Here is a 19,350-nt window from a genome sequence, read left to right on the forward strand (position 1 = left end):
TAATACTGAATTTGTGCATGACAAGCAACATGCAGATTTTGCCGGCGGCGTTGCGCCGCTTAACCGTTTCAGGCGTCCCGCAGCCGAGGCTTTCGGCGCACTGGCGGCGCCATTAAGGAGAAGGATGATGCGTTTCACGGGAAAAACAGCCCTCGTCACGGGTGGAAATAGCGGTATCGGCTTCGTCACGGCGAGGCTCCTCATTGCTGAAGGCGCGCGCGTGGTGATTACCGGCCGCGACCGCGCCAAGCTGGACCAGGCCGTGGCCGAACTTGGCGCAAATGCGCTGGGCGTGCAGGCCAATCTGGACGACGAAGCAGAAATCGGGGCGCTATTCAAACAGATCAGCGAGGCGTATGGCTCGCTGGACATCGTGTTCGCCAATGCCGGAATTTCAGGGCCGACGCCGCTTGGCGGCACCACAGCGGCTGCTTTTGAGGCGATTCTTCGCACCAATCTGACCGCAGTGTTTCTGACGGTTCAGGCCGCGCTTCCGCTCATGGGCACGGGCGGCGCGATCGTGTTGAACGGCTCGGTGATGCGCGAACTCGGCTCGCCGGGCTCCGCTGCGTATTCGGCCACCAAGGCCGGCATCACGGGGATGGCGAAGGTGTTCGCGTCCGAACTGGTGCAGCGTGGCATTCGGGTGAACACCGTAATCCCAGGCGGCACGCGCACGCCGATCTGGACCCGCGGCGCGCGCGAGGGCGCTACGCTCGACGGCACCGAACAGGCCCTCGCGCCACGCGTTCCGTTTGGTCGGCTCGCCGCGCCAGAAGAAGTGGCGGCCGCTGTGCTGTTCCTCGCCTCCGGCGATGCTTCCGGGATGACGGGCGCGGAGATCGTGGTGGACGGCGGCACGATCGGCGCGCCGTGGGGTGCACCCATCTTCCGCCAGGGCTGAATTCACGCTTCAGTGACGGCGAGGACCGGGCATCGATGGGCCAGGGTGCAGTCGTACCCGGGGCGCGAACCTATAATCGAGTTCGCCCCATCGAGCCCGACCCGAGGGAAATATGGAAGACACCTGGCAATTCCAGTTGAGAATCGCGGTTTCAGCCGCGCTTGCTGAAGCGCTGCGCGCTGATCCGGCGTGCTCGTCACACGCCGCGCTCAGCGATGTACTGCGCCGGCACAACGCATCGTTGAAATGCCAGTTCGATGCATTCGCCGGCTACGTGAGCGAGGCGGAGAAACTCGGCACGGAAAAGTATCCGCTGTATCAATGGACCAAAGACACCATCGAGAATCCGGAGAAAAAGACCCGGTATCTGCAATCTTTCACCGTCTACGTGGATGGCAACGAAGTCTATGGCAAGACCGTTGCCGATGCCATGGAGAACGAACTATTGGCGCTGGTGCGCGACGGCGAAATTCGCAGCGTGGCGAAGTTCGACACCAATCCGGCGAACAGTCCGCAGCCGCCGTCACGTGAGCGCTAGCAGCGCTGTCGAATGTGAGAAACTGGCGGGCAAGCGCTTCGTTCCGGGCGTTAGCAGGTTCGGGCAGCGATTGAACCGCACGCGCATCGTCGGTGCCTGACACATCAAACGGTGAGACTCATGGATGACGACCCCAAGGTTGCCACCGATCGGCCACGCTCAACAGATCGCGCCGGCGTGCTTCGCCGGGACAGCTCGCGCGCCGGCGAAACCATGGTCCGCTGGCTGGAGCGCGTCGATCCCGGCACACATCGTCGAATCAAGGGGCTGCGACTCGTCACGGCGTATGGCATCGCGGCCGCACTCGGGACGCTGCAGGACATTGCCCATAGCGTGCCGAGCGGCGTATCGTTGGGTGCGCTGGCAGGAAGCTTCGCGCTCTGGGCAAGCGTATCGGAGGCAAAGACGACGCGCGCGGAGTCGAGCCGTGATCTGGCATTGCTGAGTTTCGCCGCCGCGCTCGGCGCCGTTCTCTTCATCGCATTCGCCCAACCCTTGCACCATGCCGGTCGTGCCGGTCCGGAACTGGTGCTCGTGACTGGCGCGTTCCTGGTCGGATACCTGAAACGCTTCGGCGTGCTCGGCGCCGGACTGGGATCGCAAATCTATATCGGCCAGTTGCTCGCCTATAGCGCCAATCTGCAAGCCGCCGACCTGCCGGCCATTGGCATTGCCGCGCTGATTGCCGTGGTAGCGGCGGTCGTGCCGCGCGTACTGAGCGGGCCGGCCGAGCATCCGGCTTCTTTGCCGGCGCTCGCGGCGGGTCCGCCGCCAGGCACGAGACGCTGGTCGCCGGAGTTTTGCATGGGATTGCAGGCCGCTTTTGGCGCGTTGGTCATCGTCATGCTGAACGCGTGGATTGGGCTGGAGGAATCGGCCTGGGCGATCACCGCGTGCACATACGTGGTCGCCGGTTCGGCGACGGGCACCATCCAGAGGGTGCGGCGCCGGATCATCGGCACGTTGATCGGCGTGCCGTTGGGTCTTGTCTGTTTGCCGATTGCGGAGCACGTGCCGTTGCTGATCTGGGCAACGGCGGCGCTCGCAATGATCGTCTATGCGATGGCCTTGCCGGAACGCTACGACATTGCCTGCGGTGCGTTTGCCTTTACGCTGATCGTCACGCTCGCGGTGAGCGGGGTGCATTCAATCCCGCTGCTTGCCGCGCGTGCCTGGGAGACGCTGCTCGGCGGCGCGCTCGGCCTTGCGGCGGCGATGCTGATTTTCCCGCTCCGGTCCGACGAGCGCCGTGAGTAGAGTGCGCGCCGCGCGGCGCGCACCCGGCGCTGTGAATCTGCTTCGCCCGCTATTCCGGATAGTTCGTCATGCTCACGAGATCGACATCGCGAGCGGTCTACGTCAGGGCGCCAGTGCGTCCGCCACCTCATCGTTCCAGTAAGTCGGCAGCGCCTTATACGGATTGGACCCCGCCAATGATGTGACGTACACCGCGCCCGCGCCGTGCTTCGTCGCATATTGCACGATACCTGGCAATTGCGTGGCGGTCGCGTTATACACCATGTGCACGAAGCGTTTCTTCGGATAGCCCGCTTGCCAGCTCATCGGCTTGTAGCTCGCGTAACTTTTGGCGGTGCTTTCGAATACGACGAACTGGTCAGCCGTCGGCAAGCTTGCGTAGAGTTCGGGAATATTGGTGCCCGGATTGGCGGTCACCGAATACGCGGCGTTCAGTCCTTTGATGTAGTTGTAGATTGATTGATAGAACTGGATGTGAGAGAGCGTACTGTCGTCCGTCATCTCATCGATGAAGAAGCCGTCCACCTTGTAGAGCGATACATAGGCGTTGATATCGGTCACGACCGCGGAGAGCGAGCGTTTGCCATACGAAGTGGACACGTAGCCGAGCACTTTGCCGCCGGCCGCGCGCAGTTTAGCCACGGCGGCCACGTAGTTCGGATCGGCTTTGGTGCCGGGCCCGCTGTTCGGATTCAGAATCGCCGTGGTCGGTACCTTGCGGGCGGTAGTCGTGAGGGTGTTCCAGTTCGCAACGCTGCTGGTTGCGTTGAAGTAGGACGGCACAACCAGACCGACTGCGGTGCTGCTGCCGGCGAATGCCGTGCCATGTACGCACACGGTCAACGTACATGCCAGCCATCCGGCTTTCTTCAGAAGCCTGCCAGCCCGGGCAGAGAACTGAACCCGGTCTGCCGATGCCAAAGCGGCAGCGTGTGTCGCGCACATTGCCCGAACCATCTTCATCTAGCCTCCTGACGCGGCTCGATAGCCGCTGTCGATTGGCCCGCCATCGGTGTGGCGGGCAACTGGCAAACTCCCGAAGGGAGTCCCTATAGCTTTGCGTCGCCGGATCGCTCCGGTTTTGCCCAACTGTTCTAACGGCAGTGCCGGACATTCCTTGAGTGAAGCCAGGCAATTAGTTTGCAAAGCGACGATGTCGATGCTGCTACGTACACCATTGCCTGGTGCGCTGCGCGAGAGCGGTAAAGCTGCAATAGGGTTTTCAGATATTCGCTGCAACGCGTTCGCTTCATGCCAATCGAGACGAATACGCTTTCGCCCCATTTATGAAGAGCGATGGAAAGGGAATTGAAATAAACGCACGGCGATACATTTCTGATGCGTTAATTGGTCAGACGATTTTACATTTGCGGTTCAGGGCCGCAGGCGCCATTCATTGTAAAAACGGTAAATTCACCCGATAAATCGCCTGACTTTTCCGGTGCGCCGTCGACACCGATGCCAGCCCGCTGCGCAAGTTCGCCCGCTATTTATGGCGATTTTCCAACACATTGTGGCGGAGCGAGCAGGACCCCGGTCGTGAGAGATCGTTTGCCCGTTGGCACGCAATCGTTTGCAGCGCGGCTTAATGCCGGATGTTTCAGCGCTATTTAAATTTTCGTGTTTTGACAATGGCCGAAGATTTCTTGAGAGGGCACTTTTCGTGTGCTATCTTCCACGGCCTTGAATGTAGGACATACAAAAGTCGGCTTCGCGCCGGGACTGCTGCAACAGCAGATCCGCGGTGCGCAAATAATGCCATCGGGCCGACTCGAAAATCAGCTAGCGGACTCTCTTCCCATTCTGAAGACAACGCCGCTCGCCTTCGGAACACAACGGGGAAAGATTTTGGCCATGAAGAAGCGGACCGGGACACGCGCCGGCGGGAACTCTTGCGCGGTTGCTAACCGGGCAGGTGAGCGCTATCTCACACGCACGCTTATCGCAATCGTGCTCGGCGCGACGAGCGTGATACCGCTGGTCACGCATGCCGAGCTTGCACCGTCGCCGTCCGCAACCGTGGCTGCCAGCGCCGTGGCCACCCAACCGAATCTCGCGTTCTTCTACGCGGCCAACCCGCCGGTCGACGAGTTGCAGGCATTCGACGCCGTTGTGATCGACCCGGCCACGGGCTTTGATCCGCTCGCGCATCCGTTGCGCCACACCACGTGGATCGCGCGCACTACCGGAGCCGAGTCCGCGCAATCGGCCGAGGCCTTCGTCGCCAGCCAGATCGAACCGTTGTGGCAACGGGGCTATCGTGGCTTCCTGCTCGACACGCCCGCGGCCATCGCGGCGGCGGGCCGTATTCACGAGGCGCATCCAGATGCGCGGCTTGTCGCCGGCGGCGCGGACGCGTTGCGGCTCGCCCTGCCGTTTGCGAAGACCTTATACGCGCTGGCAGGAGATTCGCTGGTTCGTGGCCTCGACGACAGCGGTCGCCCATTCGATGTAACCGAGGCGCAGCGGACCGAACGTATCGCCGCTGCGCGGGCGTTCACGCAGCAGACCGGCGTGGCCGTGGTGTCCATGGAGTTCTGTGCGCGCGGCGACCGGCAATGTGCCCGCGACACGGCCGCGCAAGTCGTGGCGGCCGGCATGGTGCCGTACGTCACGAGCAAGGCGCGCGATGTGGTCGGGATCGGCAAGATTGAAGTGCTGCCGCGCAAAGTTCTCATCGTGCAGGATCGCGACATGAAGGAGCCGCTGGACATGAGCCCCGGTGTGCGCAATCTCGCGGCACCCCTCAACTATATGGGCTACGACGTCGAGTACGCCGATTTCTCGACGCGCCTGCCGGACGCTATCGGCCCGGATCGCTACGCGGGTGTCGTCGCGTGGATCCAGGACGGCGACACGCCGAACCCCGAGGCATGGCAGCGCTGGATCATGGCGCGGATTGCCGATCATGTGCCGGTCGCGTTCATGGGTCAGTTCGGTTTCGACACGACCGGCTCGGCGGGCGCGGCGCTCGACCTTCAGGCTGTCGCCGGCACACTGGCTTCGCCGGTTAGCGAGGTCACGCGCGATCCGATGGTCGGCTTCGAAATCAATCCGAAGCCGCAACCGCGCGATCTGCTCGGCGTGCGTGTCGGACCGGGCGGCCAGTCGCTGCTGCGCGTGTCGGCCAACGGCGTTCCGGTTGACCCGGTCGCGCTGACGCCGTGGGGCGGCTATGCGCTGAGCCCGTACACGGTCGTATCGCTCAACGGTATCCAGCAGGAACGCTGGGCAATCCAGCCGATGACTTTCATGAAGGCGGCACTGCATCTGCAGGACCTGCCCTCGCCGAGCGTCACGACCGAAAACGGCCGGCGTCTTCTCATGTCACATGTCGACGGCGATGGGTTCGCGTCGCGCGCCGAATTCCCCGGTCCCGACTATTCCGGCGAAGCGCTGTACGAGCAGATTTTCAGCCGCTATCAGATCCCCATGACGTTGTCGGTCATCGAAGGCGAAGTGGGTCCGAAGGGGCTGCATCCGGACATCTCGCCGCGTCTCGAAGCAATCGCCCGCAAGATGTTCCTGCTGCCGAACGTCGAGATCGGCACGCATACGTATTCGCATCCGTTCCAATGGGAGAAGGTGGATAGCGCGAACGGTGTTCAGGCGGATCGCGGAGGCGGCGACGCGGCGTTCTCGCTGAATATTCCCGGCTATCACTTCGACATCGATCGTGAGATCACGGGTTCGATCAACTACATCGACACGCGTCTTGCGCCGCCGGGCAAGAAGACCGTGCTGCTGCAATGGTCGGGCGACTGCCAGCCGCCGGGTTTCGTCGTGCGTAGAGTGAATGAGGCGGGCGTCTACAACTTCAACGGTGGCGACACGGTCATCACGAAGTCAGCCAATAGCTGGACCAATATCGCAGCGGTCGGCGTGGACAAGGGACCCGGCGCCTATCAGGTGTACGCGCCGAATCAGGACGAGAACGTCTACACGAACGACTGGCAAGGTCCGTTCTATGGCTTCACGCGCGTGCTCGAAACCTTTGACATGACAGATCGTCCGCTGCGCTTCAAGCCGATCGATATTTACTACCACATGTATAGCGGCACCAAAGTCGCCTCGCTGCGCGCGCTCGACCAGATCTTTGCAGCGGTGCTCAAGCAGCCGGTCATGCCAGTCTACGTGAGCGAGTACATCCGCAAGGTGCTCGACTGGCGCAGCTTCGCCGTGGCGAAAGAGGTGGGCCCGCAGGCGCACGACTGGCTCGTGCGCGGCAACGGCGAAGTGCGCGAACTGCACTGGCCGCAAGCAGGCAAGCCGTGGCTGGCTCAGGCCTCGGGTGTGACCGGCTATTCGAGCGGCCCTGACGGCACCTATATTCATATCGACGGCGGCAGCGCGCGCTTTGCGATTGGCGGCGCGAGCGGGACGTCGGCCGCGCCGTATATCGGCGAAGCCAACGGGTTCGTGCGAAATTTCGAGCGTACGCCGCAAGGCATGCGTTTCCAGTTCGCCGGCCATTACCAGCCGTTCGTCAAGCTCGCGAACGCGCAGCAGTGCAAGGTCAGCGTCAACAATCAGAGTGTCGCCACGCGTCGTGACGGGGATTTCCTGCGTTTCGATACGCCGGCCGACATCGGACAGAATCTGAACTACAAGTCGGTCGAGGTCGCCTGTGGCCGATAACCGCCCTCGCATCGCGCCTACGTGGCTCGTCCTGCTGCTTGCCGGCGTCGTGCTGATCGCGCTTTATGTCGTGCATCCGCGCGGTGGACTGCGCAGCCGCATGACGTCGACCAACGCGCCGAGCGATCTCAGCATTGCCTATCTGGAAGCATGGCTGCGGGTGCAGCCGGACAACACGGAAATCCTCTCGGTGCTCGGCACGCAGTACCTGCGCCTCGGCCGCGATGAGGACGCGCGCCGGATCGCCACGCGCATGGAAGCCATCCCCAGCGAGCAGATGCACCGCGCGGCGCAACTGCTGCGTCTGACGGTCGATACGCGCGAGGCATTCGCGCTGCCCGCCAACGATCCGGGCCGTGAAGCGGCGCTCGCGAATCTGCGCACGCAGCTCACGAAGGCAGCGGCCCTGCCCTGGTCGAATGCCGATTTGCAGATGCTTGCTGAAGCGGCGGCCTCGGTGAACGCGCAGCAACTCGCGGGTCAACTCTACGCGCGCCTCGCCGAGCAGGATCCGGCGCAGCAGGACCGCTGGAACCGCGAAGTGGTGCGTTTCGCCATGTATGGCGGCGACTATCGCGGCGCGGCCGCTGGCTGGTTCCACCAGCAAGCCAACTCGGCGAGCGTCGATGCACGGCGCCATTGTTTTATCGAAGGCATCAAAGCGTTGCAGGCGGGCAACCTGCTCGACGAAGCACTGGCGGCGGCCGATCAGCACGGCGCCGAGTTCGCGCACGATCACGAGGCGCTCGTCGTGCTGCTGAACCTCGCGCGTGCGGCGCATCGTCCGGATCGGGTGGATCGTTACGCGAAGGCACTGGCGGGTTACGCGCAGGCACAGCCGGACGAAGACGGCGCGCTGCGCCTCGTCGCTTATTTTCGCGAGCGCGCGCATCACAACGCAGCGCAAGCGCAATTTGCCTATATGGACGGCCCGCAAGCCGAGCCCGGCCTCGCACGCCCGTATGCCACGCGGCACGTGCGCCTTCTGCGCGTTGCTGCATCCTCAACTGCGAGCGCGAACCCCACGGCGACTTCGAGCCCCGCGGCGCTATCGGCATCGACCCCGGCTCCCGCCGCTGCGGCATCGAGTCCCGCCGCCGCGGCCAACGACGTGCCGGGTCTGCTGTATCAGTCCTTCCTCGAATCGAAGGATCTGTCCAACGCGCAGCGGGTCGCCACCGAGCAGGTCGCGAAGAACCCAGGCTCGCCGGTCTGGACCAGGCGTCTCGCGCAAGTCGCCGAATGGAACCACGCGTCGCCGCTCGCGTTGCAGATGTGGCTCGCGTACGCTCAGGCCACGCACGATCCGGATGGCTGGAAGAACGTCATGCGTCTGGCGCCGATGCTCAACGACGACAACGCCTATCTGGCCGCGTTGATCCAGGCATCGAATGCGGCGCCGGCCGATCTCAAGCTGCTCGACGCGGTGATCGCCGCGTATGAGCGCCTCGGCCGCCCGGACGACGCGCTCGCTTTCCTGCGCAGCCGCCAGCGCGCGTCGCCGTCTGAAGCAGTCGACTCGCGCCTCGGCCAGCTCGCCGAGCGCTCCGGTCACGACGACGAAGCGCTGGGCTACTACCGCAAGCTGAACCAGCTCTATCCGGGCAACACGCAGTACGCGCTGCGCACGGCGAGCGTGCTGTATCGCCGCGGCGACTACAAGGGCGCGCTCGACGCGCTGCTCGCCGCACGCAAGGGCGCGAAAGACGACGACGTGCTGTTCTGGCGCAATACCGCACAGCTCGCGCGTCTGCTGCAACTCGACGACATCGCGAACGACGCCTACAAGCATCTGCTGGCCAGCGGCCACGCGGAGCCCGAAGACCTGAGCGTGATGACGTACTTCTACGACGCGTATCCGATCGACGCGGCCCGTACGGCGGAGTTGCGCAACCGCCGCGACCACTCGTCGCTCGCGTTGCAGAGCGCCATTCACTATTACACGATTGCGCGGGAGTACGATCACGTCGCCGCGTTGCTGAAGGGCCTGACTCCCGAGGAGCAGGCGGCTAGCGATCGCGATCCTGGCTTCCTGCGCGTGCGCGCCGAATACTATCGCCAGATCGATCGTCCGCTCGACGCGCTGCACGACCTGCAGCGCGCGGTAGCGATGCCTGGCGCGACGCTCGAATTGCGCGTCGCGCTGCTCTGGACGCTGGTGGACTACGGCACCGATGCACAACTGCGTGAAGCCGTGGCTGAATGGCGCGATGCGCCCGCGCAGTCGGCGGCACTGTGGGATCCGCTGGCCGCCGCGCTGATGCGTCTGAACCGGCCGGAAGCCGCGTTGAAATATTTGCGCTTGCAGTCGGCGGCCATGTCGCGCGATCCGCTCTGGCAACTCACCTACGCGGAAGCACAGGAGATGGCGGGGCACAGCGATCGCGCCTGGTCGATCCGCCGCAATGTCTGGCGTCAGATGCAGCAGGAAGAGGCCGCGGTTCGCGCCGACACGGCGCAAGGTCAGATCGTGCTGCGCCGGCGCGCTTCGCAGGGCAGTGAAGAGCGTGAGCAGGCGCTTGGGCGTCGCGTCACGCTCGCGTCGATCTTCGAAAACGCGGACGTGTCGAAGGCTTTCCTGATCGATCTGCTCGACTCCGATGGCGGCCGTCTCGACACCGCCCAAACACGCCGCACGCTGCTCGGCGACACAGCCGGCCTGCCGCCCGTGCAATCCGCGAAGCCGCACGGCGCCGTGGCGTCGCCGGATCAGGCGCGCCTGACCTCGTCGGTAGCGCGCGATATCGCGCTCGCCTGGGCGATGTCGCACGAAGCGAACCCGTTGGCAAAGCGCTGGCTGGCGCGTCAGTACGCCAACGTCCTCGCCCAGCCCGCGGACCAGTTGATTGCGATCGCGCTCGCCGAAAACGACAAGCCGGCGATGGAGCGTCTGCTGGATCAGCAGGGCGCGAGTCTCTCGCTCAATAACCGTATCGACGCGTCGATCGCGGTGGATCGCCCGGGCGCGGCGGAAAATCTCGCCTTTGGCGGGCTCGAAGGCGCGCCGCTGGATTCGGACATGCACGGCCGCCTGCAGCAGACCGCATTGAACTGGCCACAATCGCTCGATGCGACGGTGACGAGCTACGTCGAACGTCCGCTCGACTACATCGAACAGACGCTGGCCGGCAGCATCAAGGTCGCCGATTTCTACATGGTCGGCGTGAACGGTATCCAGCGCTTCCAGCACTCGACGGATGAGTCGCAACTCACCAATGTGCCCTCGGTGGATCGTTCGGTGGAATTTTTCGCACGGCGTCAAACGTATGACACGGCCTTCATGGTCACGGCGGGCCGCCGCGAAGCGCTCGACAGTTTCTACAACGTGTCGGTCAGCGCGGAGTGGGGCAGGAATTCGCCGTTGACGGTCGGGCTCAAGGCGGGCCGCAATCAGCTCGCGCAAGAAGCGCAGGCGCTGCAGGTGGGCGGCATGAAGGACAACGTGATCGGTAACTTCACGTACCGCGTGACGCAACACCTCTATGTGTCGGGTAGCGTCGAGGCCGATCGTTTTTACAGCCAGGCGCGCAACTACCTGGGCAGCGGCGTGCTGTCGTCGGGCGAGATCGGCTACCGGATCAGCACGAACTATCCGGATTACACGCTGCGACTGGCCGGCGCGCATGGCGACTACGGCGCGAGCGGCAACGCCGACGCCCTGATTTCACGCCTGATCCCGGTGGCAGCCGGACCGGTCAGCGCCGCGACGTTCGTGCCGCAGACGTACTCGCAATACGGCTTTTTCTTCGGCTTCGGCAACGATCTGATCGAGCAGTACACGCGTGCGTGGCGGCCGTTCTTCGACGTGGGCCTGCAGCACGACACGGCCCAGGGCTGGGGGCCGGAGATCAGCCTGGGTGCCGCGGGCACGATATTCGGCGGCGATCACGCGGCAATCTACTTCTCGCATCAGCGGGTGTCGCATCTCGGCACGCCGGTGACCCAGATCGGCGCACGGTATAGCTGGTTTTATTGAACCGGATTTCGAATATATATCCAAAGGAGAATGTTTCATGGTCGGTATCAAACGATTGGCTCGTACGAGCGCCTGGTGTGTCGCGGCAACCGCGCTGGTTCTGCTGATGAGCGCATGCGGCACGGTACGCCAGACCTCGGGCCCCGCGCTCTCGAGTGGCGACAAGGTGGCCGTGGTGTCGATCGCCAACTACACTGAAACGCCGGACGCCGGCCATAGCGCCGAATCGATCGCGGCCAACGCGCTGCGCGCGGGCGGCATCGCCGATGTGCGCATCGCCCCGGCCGATTCGAGCCGCAATGCGATGTTCGACACCACGCAGCGCGCCGACGGCGACAAGGCGCTGGAATGGGCGCGTTCGCAGAACGCCCGTTACGTGCTGTCGGGCGCGGTCGAAGAATGGCGCTACAAGACGGGCGTGGACGGCGAGCCGGTGGTCGGCGTGACCTTCGAACTGATCGACGTCGCGAACGGCGCCGTGGTGTGGAGCGCGACGGGTACGCGTACCGGCTGGAGCCGCTCGGGTCTGTCGAGCGTGGCGACCTCGTTGATCGCCAAGGTTCTGTCGCCGTTGCAAGCGCGTCAGTAAGCATATTCTCAGGGTTGCCGGCTTGTGCCCGACGTCTGGGCCGCAAGCCGAAAACCCGACATGTAAAAAGGAAATGGCCGTGAATACCGCTGCCGTGGAAACCACCTCAAGCGCATCGAAGCCGCGCCATGCGCATCCGTTCGGCAATCTCGGACGCGTGCGCCGTTATCTGGCGCCCGCGGTGGTGCGGCCGTTCTCGATCGCGGAGTCGGTCGTGTTCGTGCTGATCGTCCTGGGCGTGAGCCGCTGGCTCCATCCGGAAGATCCGCTGTTGCTGCACGCCGGTTTCCCATGGCTGTGGCTCGCGCCGTTGCTGGTGGGCCTGCGCTATGGCAGTCTGCTCGGCCTGCTGGCCGGTGGCTTCATGCTGGGCGCCTGGGCGCTGTTCTATCCGGCCGGTGCGCCGTTTCCGGCGATGTATTTCGCGGGCGGCCTGATCGAGACAATTATCGCCGGGCACTTCGGCGATACGTGGGGCGGCCGGGCGCAGCGCGCGTCCTCGTTGAACGACTACCTGAACGACCGTCTTGTCGCGTTGACCAACAGCCACTATCTGATGCGGCTGTCTCACGAACGGCTCGAAAAAGATTTGCTGTCCCGCCCGACGACGCTGCGCGATTCGATCACCGAATTGCGCCGCCTGTCGGTCGCCACCGATACGGCGCTTACCGTGCCGGCACCGGGCACGGAAGGGGAGCCGTTGAGCGGCGCAAGCAGCCTGCTCGAATTCGTCGCCCAGGCTTGCCAGATCGAAGTCGCGGCACTGTACCCGGTGCGTGACGGCAAGCTCGGCACCGCAACGATTGCGCAGATCGGCGACGCGTTCGCACTCGACCCGGCCGACGAACTCGTCACGCACGCCATGAGCACGCTCAGCGTCGCGCATCTGAAGAACGAAGACACGGTCGCGGCCGTCAGCCAGTATCTGGTCTGCGCCCCGCTGGTGTCGGCGGACGGCGAATTGCGCGCACTGCTGATCGTCAAGCGCATGCCGTTCCTGTCGCTCAATTTCGACAACCTGCAACTGTTGCTTGTGCTGCTGGGTTATTACGCCGATGGCGTCGAACACTCGGCATTCGTGCAGCGCATTCTCGACCAGGTGCCGAACTGCCCGTACGAATTCGCACTCGACCTGAGCCGCCTCACGCGTCTGCAGCAAAAAGCGGGGGTGGCGTCGTCGATGGTCGCGCTGGCCTTCCCGCGCGACGAAGAGGGCGACTCGCTGTTCGAACACGTGATTCGTCGGCGCCGTTCGCTCGACGTGATGTGGCCGGTACAAACGGCGAAACAGTCCGTTCTGCTGAATCTGATGCCGGCCACCGATACGACCGGTATCGACGGCTATCTGGCCCGTATCGAAGCGAGCCTGACGGCTCAGTTCAACACCGATCTGGAACACGCGCGCGTCGGCGTTCATACGCTCCACCTCGAGAGCGACGAGCCGGGTGCGGCACTGCTGCGTCTTCTCAAACGAAGCGGCCTCGATGTCTAAGACCCTTTCCCTCATCGTGAGCACGCTGGCGGCGCTGGTGGCCGTGGTCGTGCAATACCTGGCGATCGTTAGCCTGCGGCAACCGGCCGGCGCGATCGATCCGTTGCTGCGCTTTCTCTCGCTGCAGGCACTCGCGGGGCTCGCCGAAGCGATCGTATTGCACGCCTGTTTGCCGGCGCGTTATCGCGAGCCGCGCGCATGGTCGCTGCTGCTCCTGTGGATCAGTTGTACGTTCGTGCCGCTGTTCGGCGGCATCGTCGTGCTGGTGAGTTGCATCTGGGCGGCGCTGTTTCCGGGCAACAAGGATAGCGATCAGCTCGCCGACGTACCGCGACCGCAATTCGTCACCTATCTCGTGTCGCGCGTGTCGCACGGCGGCGGCGCGCGTCTGCAGGCGCGTCTGGCGAACACCCAGGTGTCGGCCACCGACCGTCTGTCCGCGCTGGTGGCGATTCAGAACATGCCGACCCGCACCACCGGCACGTTGCTGCGCGAACTGCTCGCCGATCCGCTGGAGGACATTCGCCTGATCGCCTACGGCACGCTGGATCACGCCGAAAACGAAATCATGCAGAAGATCTTCCAGACCAGCAAAGCACTGGAAGCGACCGACAGCGACGCCGAGCGTCACGCGCTCAATCGTCTGCAGGCCGAACTCTATTTCGAACTGGTGTATCAGAACCTGGTACAGGGCGCGGTGTACCGCCACACGCTGCAGCAGGCCGATCGCTACGCGCAGGCGGCGCTCGAGATCGATCAGAACGACGCTGCATTGTGGCTGATTCGCGGCCGTCTCGCGCTGGCCAACGGCCTGCCCGATGCGGCTCACGCACACATTGGGCGCGCACTGGAGCTCGGCTTTCCGCGCGAGCGGCTGGTGCCGTGGCTGGCGGAAGCCGACTTCCTGCGAGGCGATTATTCGCGCGTATCGCAGCTTCTCGCATCGCTGGGCAATGCTGCCGCGCTGCCCACACTCAAACCGGTTGTGAAGTACTGGTCATGATCAAAGAACTCCCGATTCGCCGCGCGGCCGATGCCGATGTCTGCCTGCTACTCGAAGGCACGTTCCCGTTCGTGCGTGGCGGCGTGTCGAGCTGGGTCAATGAAATGATCCGCTCGTATCCGTCGACGCGTTTCGCGGTCGTGTTTATCGGCAGCCGTAAAGAGGACTACAACGGCGCTGCCTACGCGTTGCCCGACAACGTCGTGCACGTCGAAACGCACTACCTGTACGAGCAAGGCCCGGCCGATTTTCCGCAGCCGCGCGCCATCGCCGGCGACGCCACCGCATTCGCGCGCTCGAAGCAGCTGCACGACGCGTTGCGCGATCCGCGCAATGGACTGGACGCCGGCGGATTGATGGCCGGCATGATTCCGATGCTCGGCGAACACGGCGCGCTCAACGAAGAGCAGTTCCTGTCGAGCCGCGCGTCGTGGGACACCATCGTCGATCAATATCAGAAGTACTGCACCGATCCATCGTTCACCGACTACTTCTGGACGGTGCGGATCATGCACAAGCCGTTGTGGCACCTGGCGCGCGTCTCCGAGACGGTGCTGCCGGCGCGGGTCTATCACACGGTGTCGACGGGGTATGGCGGCTTTCTTGGCGCGCTGATGCACTACCGCACTGGCCGTCCGCTGCTCATCTCCGAGCACGGCATCTATACGAAGGAACGCAAGATCGACTTGCTGCAAAGCCAGTGGATTCGCGACAACCGCGGCGTTTTCGAGCGCGATATTTCGCGCGTCAGCTATTTCCGCGAATTGTGGGTGCGTTTCTTCGAAGCGATCGGCAAGCTCGCCTACGACGCCGCGGATGACATTGTCGCGCTGTACGAAACGAACCGTCTGCGCCAGGTGGCGGACGGCGCGCGCGCCGAGCGCACGCAGTGCATTCCGAACGGCATCGACGTCGACGGGCTCGCGCCGCTGGTCGCGCTACGCAAGCCGCGCGAGAACCGGGTGGTGGCGCTGATCGGCCGGGTGGTGCCGATCAAGGACATCAAGACCTTCATCCGCTCGATCTTCATTGCGTCGCGCACGATGCAGGATCTCGAAGGCTGGATCATCGGGCCGGAAGAAGAAGATCCGGCCTACGCGCTCGAATGCCGCGCACTCGTGGAGAGTCTCGGGCTGAGCAGGAACGTGAAGTTCCTCGGCTTCCAGCGCATCGACGAGATGCTGCCGCTGGTTGACGTAATCGCGCTGACGTCGATCAGCGAGGCGTTGCCGCTCGTGGTGCTGGAGGGTTTCGCGGCCGGCGTGCCCGCTATCACGACGGACGTCGGCTCGTGCCGTCAGCTGATCGAAGGTGTCGACGCGGAAGATCGTGCGCTGGGGGCGGCCGGCATGGTGGTTCAGCTTGCGGATCCGGCGGCATTTGCCCAGGCCGTGCTGAGCCTGCTTGCCGACGACGCGCGCTGGCAGGCCGCGCAACAGGCCGGTCTTGCGCGCGTACGCCGTTACTACACGAAGGCGCAGATGATCGACCGTTATCGCACGCTGTATGAGCGGCTGGCCGCGCTGCCGGATCGCGAACGCAATGGGCAGGGCGCCGAGGCGGCCCGCTGCCCGATGCACCATGGCACTCAACCGGACGGCACGACGCCGCAGGCGCGCGCGGCGCACGTTCAGTCGCAGGAGACACGCTGATGGCGGGTATCGGCTTCGAATTACGGAAGATCATGCGCCGCGATACGCTCGCGGGCGTCGCGCGTGCTTATGCCTATGCGGGCTTGATCAGCTCGGGGCCGCTGATCCTGTCGATCTTCGGCATTCTGATCATTGGGCTGATCAGTCTCACCTCGGTGACACCGAGCTTTGCGATCGTGCAATTCCAGGTGTCAGTCACCTATCTGATCGCGCTGAGCCTGATCCTGACGGGCCCGCTGCAACTTTCGTTCACGCGTTTCATTTCGGACCGGCTGTTCGAAAAGCGCGACCATCTCGTCCTGTCGAACTATAACGCCGTGGTGCTGGTGTCGTCGGTGCTGGCGAGCGTGGTGGCGGTGGTCGCGATGCTGTTGGCCTTTCGCGGCGAGCCGTTGATGTATCGGCTGTTGATGATCACGGGCTTCGTGGTGGTCAGCAATATCTGGATCGCCGTGATCTTCCTGTCGAGCGTCAAGCAGTACTGGCAGATCCTGCTGGTGTTCTTCGTCGGCTATACGTGCGTGGTGTGTTTTGCAGTCGGCTTGAATGGTTATGGCCTCGTGGGGCTGCTTGGCGGCTTCGTGGCGGGACACATCGTGCTGCTCACGGGGTTGTCCGGGCTGATCTATCGCAACTACCGCAGCGAGCGTTTTATTTCGTTTGAGGTGTTCGAGCGGCGCTTCGCTTATCCGAGTCTCGCGCTCGTCGGCCTGCTGTTCAATATCGGCGTGTGGCTCGACAAGTTCATGTTCTGGTACGCGCCGGGCACGGGTACCGGGATCATCGGGCCGCTGCGTGCATCGGTCATTTACGACATCCCGATTTTTATCGCGTATGTCTGCGTGATGCCGGGCATGGCGACCTTCCTCGTGCGTATCGAGGCGGATTTCGTCGAATACTACGATGCGTTCTATGACGCCGTGCGAAGTGGCGCGACGCTGCGCCACATCAATGAAATGCGCGACATGATGGTGGGCAGCGTGCGTGCCGGGCTGTACGAAATCATCAAGGTGCAGACGATCGTATTGTTGCTGATCATCGCCTTTGGCGAGCGGGTACTGGGTTCGCTCGGCATTTCCCCGCTGTATTTGCCGCTGCTCGTCGTGGACGTGGTGTCGGCGAGTCTGCAGGTGCTGTTGCTCGGGCTGCTGAATGTGTTCTTCTATCTGGACGGGCGGCGCGTCGTGCTGCGGCTCACCGGCGCGTTCGTGGTGTTGAACGGGTTGTTCACCGGCATCACGCTCAAGCTCGGTCCGGATTTCTACGGGTATGGTTTTGCGTTGGCGCTGCTCGTTGCGGTGGTGGCATCCGTGAAAGTGCTCGACCGGAAATTCATGTCTCTGGAATACGAAACGTATATGTTGCGCAGGTGACCATTCGGCTCGCTCGAACAACGCATAAAAAGGAACCGGGTTTGGCTGAGCAAGATCATCACAGGCAATTTTCATTGCGCGCAATGCTGCGCTTCTTTAGCCGACTCGCGCGGGTAGTCGCGGTCGGCGCGCTGGCGTCGGTAGCCCACGCGCAGGGCGTGGCCGGCGCGGCGACGGGGCCGTCTGTCGCGCTGTTCTACGGCGCGAATCCGCCGGTCGAGCAGCTCTCCGCGTTCGATGTGGTAGTCATCGAACCCGACGCGCACTTCGACCCAGGCGCTCATGCAAATACACACTCCGCGTGGTTTGCCTACGTGAGCGTCGGCGAAGTGAACGCGCATCGCGCCTATTTCAAAGCGATGCCGCGCGCGTGGCTGTCCGGTGTGAACGCGGCGTGGGCGTCGAAAGTCGTCGATCAGACCGCGGCGGGCTGGCCGGCATTTTTTGTCGATAAGGTGATTACGCCACTGTGGAACAAGGGCTATCGCGGCTTCTTTCTCGATACGCTCGACTCGTATCAATTCATCGCTAAGACGGACGCGGCGCGCGCCGCGCAGGAAGCGGGTCTGGTCAATGTGATTCGCGCGATCAAACAGCGTTATCCGGAGGCCAGGCTGATCTTCAATCGCGGCTTCGAGGTGTTGCCGCAGGTCCACGATCTGGCCTATATGGTCGCGTTCGAATCCTTGTATCGCGGCTGGGATGCCGGCAAGCAGCGCTATACAGAAGTGCCGCAGGCGGATCGCGACTGGCTGATGATGCAAGCCACTACCATTCGCGATACATACCGGCTGCCGGTGCTGGCTATCGACTATTGCGATCCCGCCGACCACGCATGCGGTCCCGCCACCGCGGCACGCATTAGCGAAACGGGCCTCGTCCCCTATGTCACCGATGGCGGCCTCGCTACGGTCGGCGTAGGTCCGGCACACACGTCCGATTGAACAGACCGGGTCATCTGCGTGGGCGGCCGAGCGATGCCGCCGGGCGCGGTTCGCCCGATGAATCCATCTGAAGGGGAGTTCTCCCCGCCACTCCGCCACTCCGCCACTCCGCCGGCCGCCGCACAAGGCGGCCCAGCAAGCCTTCCAGCCTGATTTCGATTTGTTCTCGCCGCGCAACACTGTTTGTCCAGTGTGGGTATTCGAAATCTGGGTCAATGCGCTTACATTTGCCTTTACCGAAGCCATCGGCCCGATCGGCGTTGAAGCCGAACACCCCATGTTTTGGGCGCAAGCCGGTGCCTTTTCATCCCTGGAAAACGGGATCAAGCACTATCTACTGGAGAAATGAAAAGTGAAATTCTCAGTGAAAGATGAAATCCGCTCGGACGATATTTCAACGATTGAACATGCGATGAAGACTGTCGACACCGATGCGAAGGTCAACGTCGACATCGATGCGAAGACGGTGAGCGTTGACTCGTGGCTGATGCCCGAAGAGTTTCTGGTCGCGTTCGAAGATGAAGACTATGAGGTGACCATTGTTGAAGCGTAGACAGGTAGTTTGACGGGCTCCGGTGAAGGCATGGAAGCCACGCCGGTCGCCTTTTCACAGCGTTCCAACACAACACCCTGCAAATACACGACACTCCGGAAATTTTGGCATGGTGGCCAAAAATAGACAGGAAATGTCCCGAAACCATCGTAGCTAGCGCGTCAGTGAAAACCCGCAATACCTAAACTGTTCTCATCGGTGGTCAGGAGACTGCTGGTCCTGGCGGGCACAGGGATCTGGTGACAGGAGTCACGGGGTTTTGCACAAATTGACGCGGACTGGATGGCGCTGAATGTTGCCTTCTTTCGCATTCGGATCTTTGTCTTCGTGTACCTGTGGACGCTTTGGGTTGACCAAAACGGCAACGGATGTTGCCGTGGGTAAATTCGTTGCAGATACCGGGCGTGAGCCCGACTGAGGACAGAGTCATC

The 19,350-nt window shown here is 63.1% G+C and carries 14 protein-coding genes and 1 riboswitch; of the genes, 13 read left to right on the plus strand and 1 reads right to left on the minus strand.

The genetic code is table 11. The features are described from left to right. Nucleotides 1–127 precede the first annotated feature (127 nt). From PQR27_RS34025 to PQR27_RS34035, 3 genes are all read left to right on the plus strand, one after another. Complete coding sequence (locus tag PQR27_RS34025) at nucleotides 128–904, plus strand: SDR family NAD(P)-dependent oxidoreductase (protein ID WP_408528389.1); 777 nt, start codon at nucleotides 128–130, stop codon at nucleotides 902–904. 112 nt (nucleotides 905–1,016) lie between these two features. After that, nucleotides 1,017–1,442 (plus strand): hypothetical protein, encoded by a 426-nt coding sequence (locus PQR27_RS34030; RefSeq protein WP_408527928.1) that lies wholly within the window; start codon nucleotides 1,017–1,019, stop codon nucleotides 1,440–1,442. A gap of 213 nt (nucleotides 1,443–1,655) precedes the next feature. Beyond that, complete coding sequence (locus tag PQR27_RS34035) at nucleotides 1,656–2,699, plus strand: FUSC family protein (RefSeq protein ID WP_408528390.1); 1,044 nt, start codon at nucleotides 1,656–1,658, stop codon at nucleotides 2,697–2,699. A gap of 102 nt (nucleotides 2,700–2,801) precedes the next feature. Here PQR27_RS34035 and PQR27_RS34040 read toward each other — a convergent pair whose 3' ends face one another. After that, a complete protein-coding gene (locus PQR27_RS34040; RefSeq protein WP_408527929.1) occupies nucleotides 2,802–3,662 on the minus strand; it encodes a spherulation-specific family 4 protein in 861 nt (286 codons plus the stop codon). A 54-nt stretch (nucleotides 3,663–3,716) separates the two neighbouring features. Continuing rightward, nucleotides 3,717–3,795, minus strand: a riboswitch (cyclic di-GMP riboswitch). A 758-nt stretch (nucleotides 3,796–4,553) separates the two neighbouring features. Here PQR27_RS34040 and PQR27_RS34045 point away from each other — a divergent pair. The 10 genes from PQR27_RS34045 to PQR27_RS34090 all read left to right on the plus strand — a co-directional run bounded on the left by PQR27_RS34045 (nucleotide 4,554) and on the right by PQR27_RS34090 (nucleotide 18,919). Beyond that, a complete protein-coding gene (locus tag PQR27_RS34045) occupies nucleotides 4,554–7,337 on the plus strand; it encodes a polysaccharide deacetylase family protein (protein ID WP_408527930.1) in 2,784 nt (927 codons plus the stop codon). Then, nucleotides 7,327–11,313 (plus strand): tetratricopeptide repeat protein, encoded by a 3,987-nt coding sequence (locus PQR27_RS34050; protein ID WP_408527931.1) that lies wholly within the window; start codon nucleotides 7,327–7,329, stop codon nucleotides 11,311–11,313. Before PQR27_RS34045 ends, PQR27_RS34050 begins: the two co-directional genes overlap by 11 nt. A 37-nt stretch (nucleotides 11,314–11,350) precedes the next feature. Beyond that, nucleotides 11,351–11,902, plus strand: coding sequence for an LpoB-related protein (locus PQR27_RS34055; RefSeq protein ID WP_408527932.1), 552 nt, complete (start codon nucleotides 11,351–11,353; stop codon nucleotides 11,900–11,902). A gap of 79 nt (nucleotides 11,903–11,981) precedes the next feature. Beyond that, entirely contained in the window at nucleotides 11,982–13,394 is a 1,413-nt protein-coding gene (locus PQR27_RS34060) for a PelD GGDEF domain-containing protein (RefSeq protein ID WP_408527933.1), read from the plus strand. After that, on the plus strand, nucleotides 13,387–14,397 hold the full coding sequence (locus PQR27_RS34065) for a tetratricopeptide repeat protein (protein ID WP_408527934.1): 1,011 nt from the start codon (nucleotides 13,387–13,389) through the stop codon (nucleotides 14,395–14,397). Before PQR27_RS34060 ends, PQR27_RS34065 begins: the two co-directional genes overlap by 8 nt. Then, nucleotides 14,394–16,049 carry a GT4 family glycosyltransferase PelF gene (pelF, locus tag PQR27_RS34070; RefSeq protein ID WP_408527935.1) on the plus strand — a complete coding sequence of 552 codons (1,656 nt, stop codon included), beginning with the start codon at nucleotides 14,394–14,396 and terminating at the stop codon, nucleotides 16,047–16,049. The genes PQR27_RS34065 and pelF overlap by 4 nt, the downstream gene beginning before the upstream one ends. Then, a complete protein-coding gene (gene pelG / locus PQR27_RS34075; protein ID WP_408527936.1) occupies nucleotides 16,049–17,422 on the plus strand; it encodes an exopolysaccharide Pel transporter PelG in 1,374 nt (457 codons plus the stop codon). Before pelF ends, pelG begins: the two co-directional genes overlap by 1 nt. A gap of 41 nt (nucleotides 17,423–17,463) precedes the next feature. Beyond that, nucleotides 17,464–18,366 carry an endo alpha-1,4 polygalactosaminidase gene (locus PQR27_RS34080; RefSeq protein WP_408527937.1) on the plus strand — a complete coding sequence of 301 codons (903 nt, stop codon included), beginning with the start codon at nucleotides 17,464–17,466 and terminating at the stop codon, nucleotides 18,364–18,366. Between the two features lie 160 nt (nucleotides 18,367–18,526). Continuing rightward, the gene (locus tag PQR27_RS34085; protein WP_408527938.1) at nucleotides 18,527–18,715 is read left to right on the plus strand and encodes a hypothetical protein; all 189 of its coding nucleotides are present in this window, start codon (nucleotides 18,527–18,529) and stop codon (nucleotides 18,713–18,715) included. 3 nt (nucleotides 18,716–18,718) lie between these two features. Beyond that, nucleotides 18,719–18,919, plus strand: coding sequence for a copper chaperone (locus PQR27_RS34090; protein ID WP_408527939.1), 201 nt, complete (start codon nucleotides 18,719–18,721; stop codon nucleotides 18,917–18,919). Nucleotides 18,920–19,350: the final 431 nt, after the last annotated feature.

Source organism: Paraburkholderia fungorum (assembly GCF_046027215.1).
Taxonomy (GTDB): Bacteria; Pseudomonadota; Gammaproteobacteria; order Burkholderiales; family Burkholderiaceae; genus Paraburkholderia; species Paraburkholderia fungorum_D.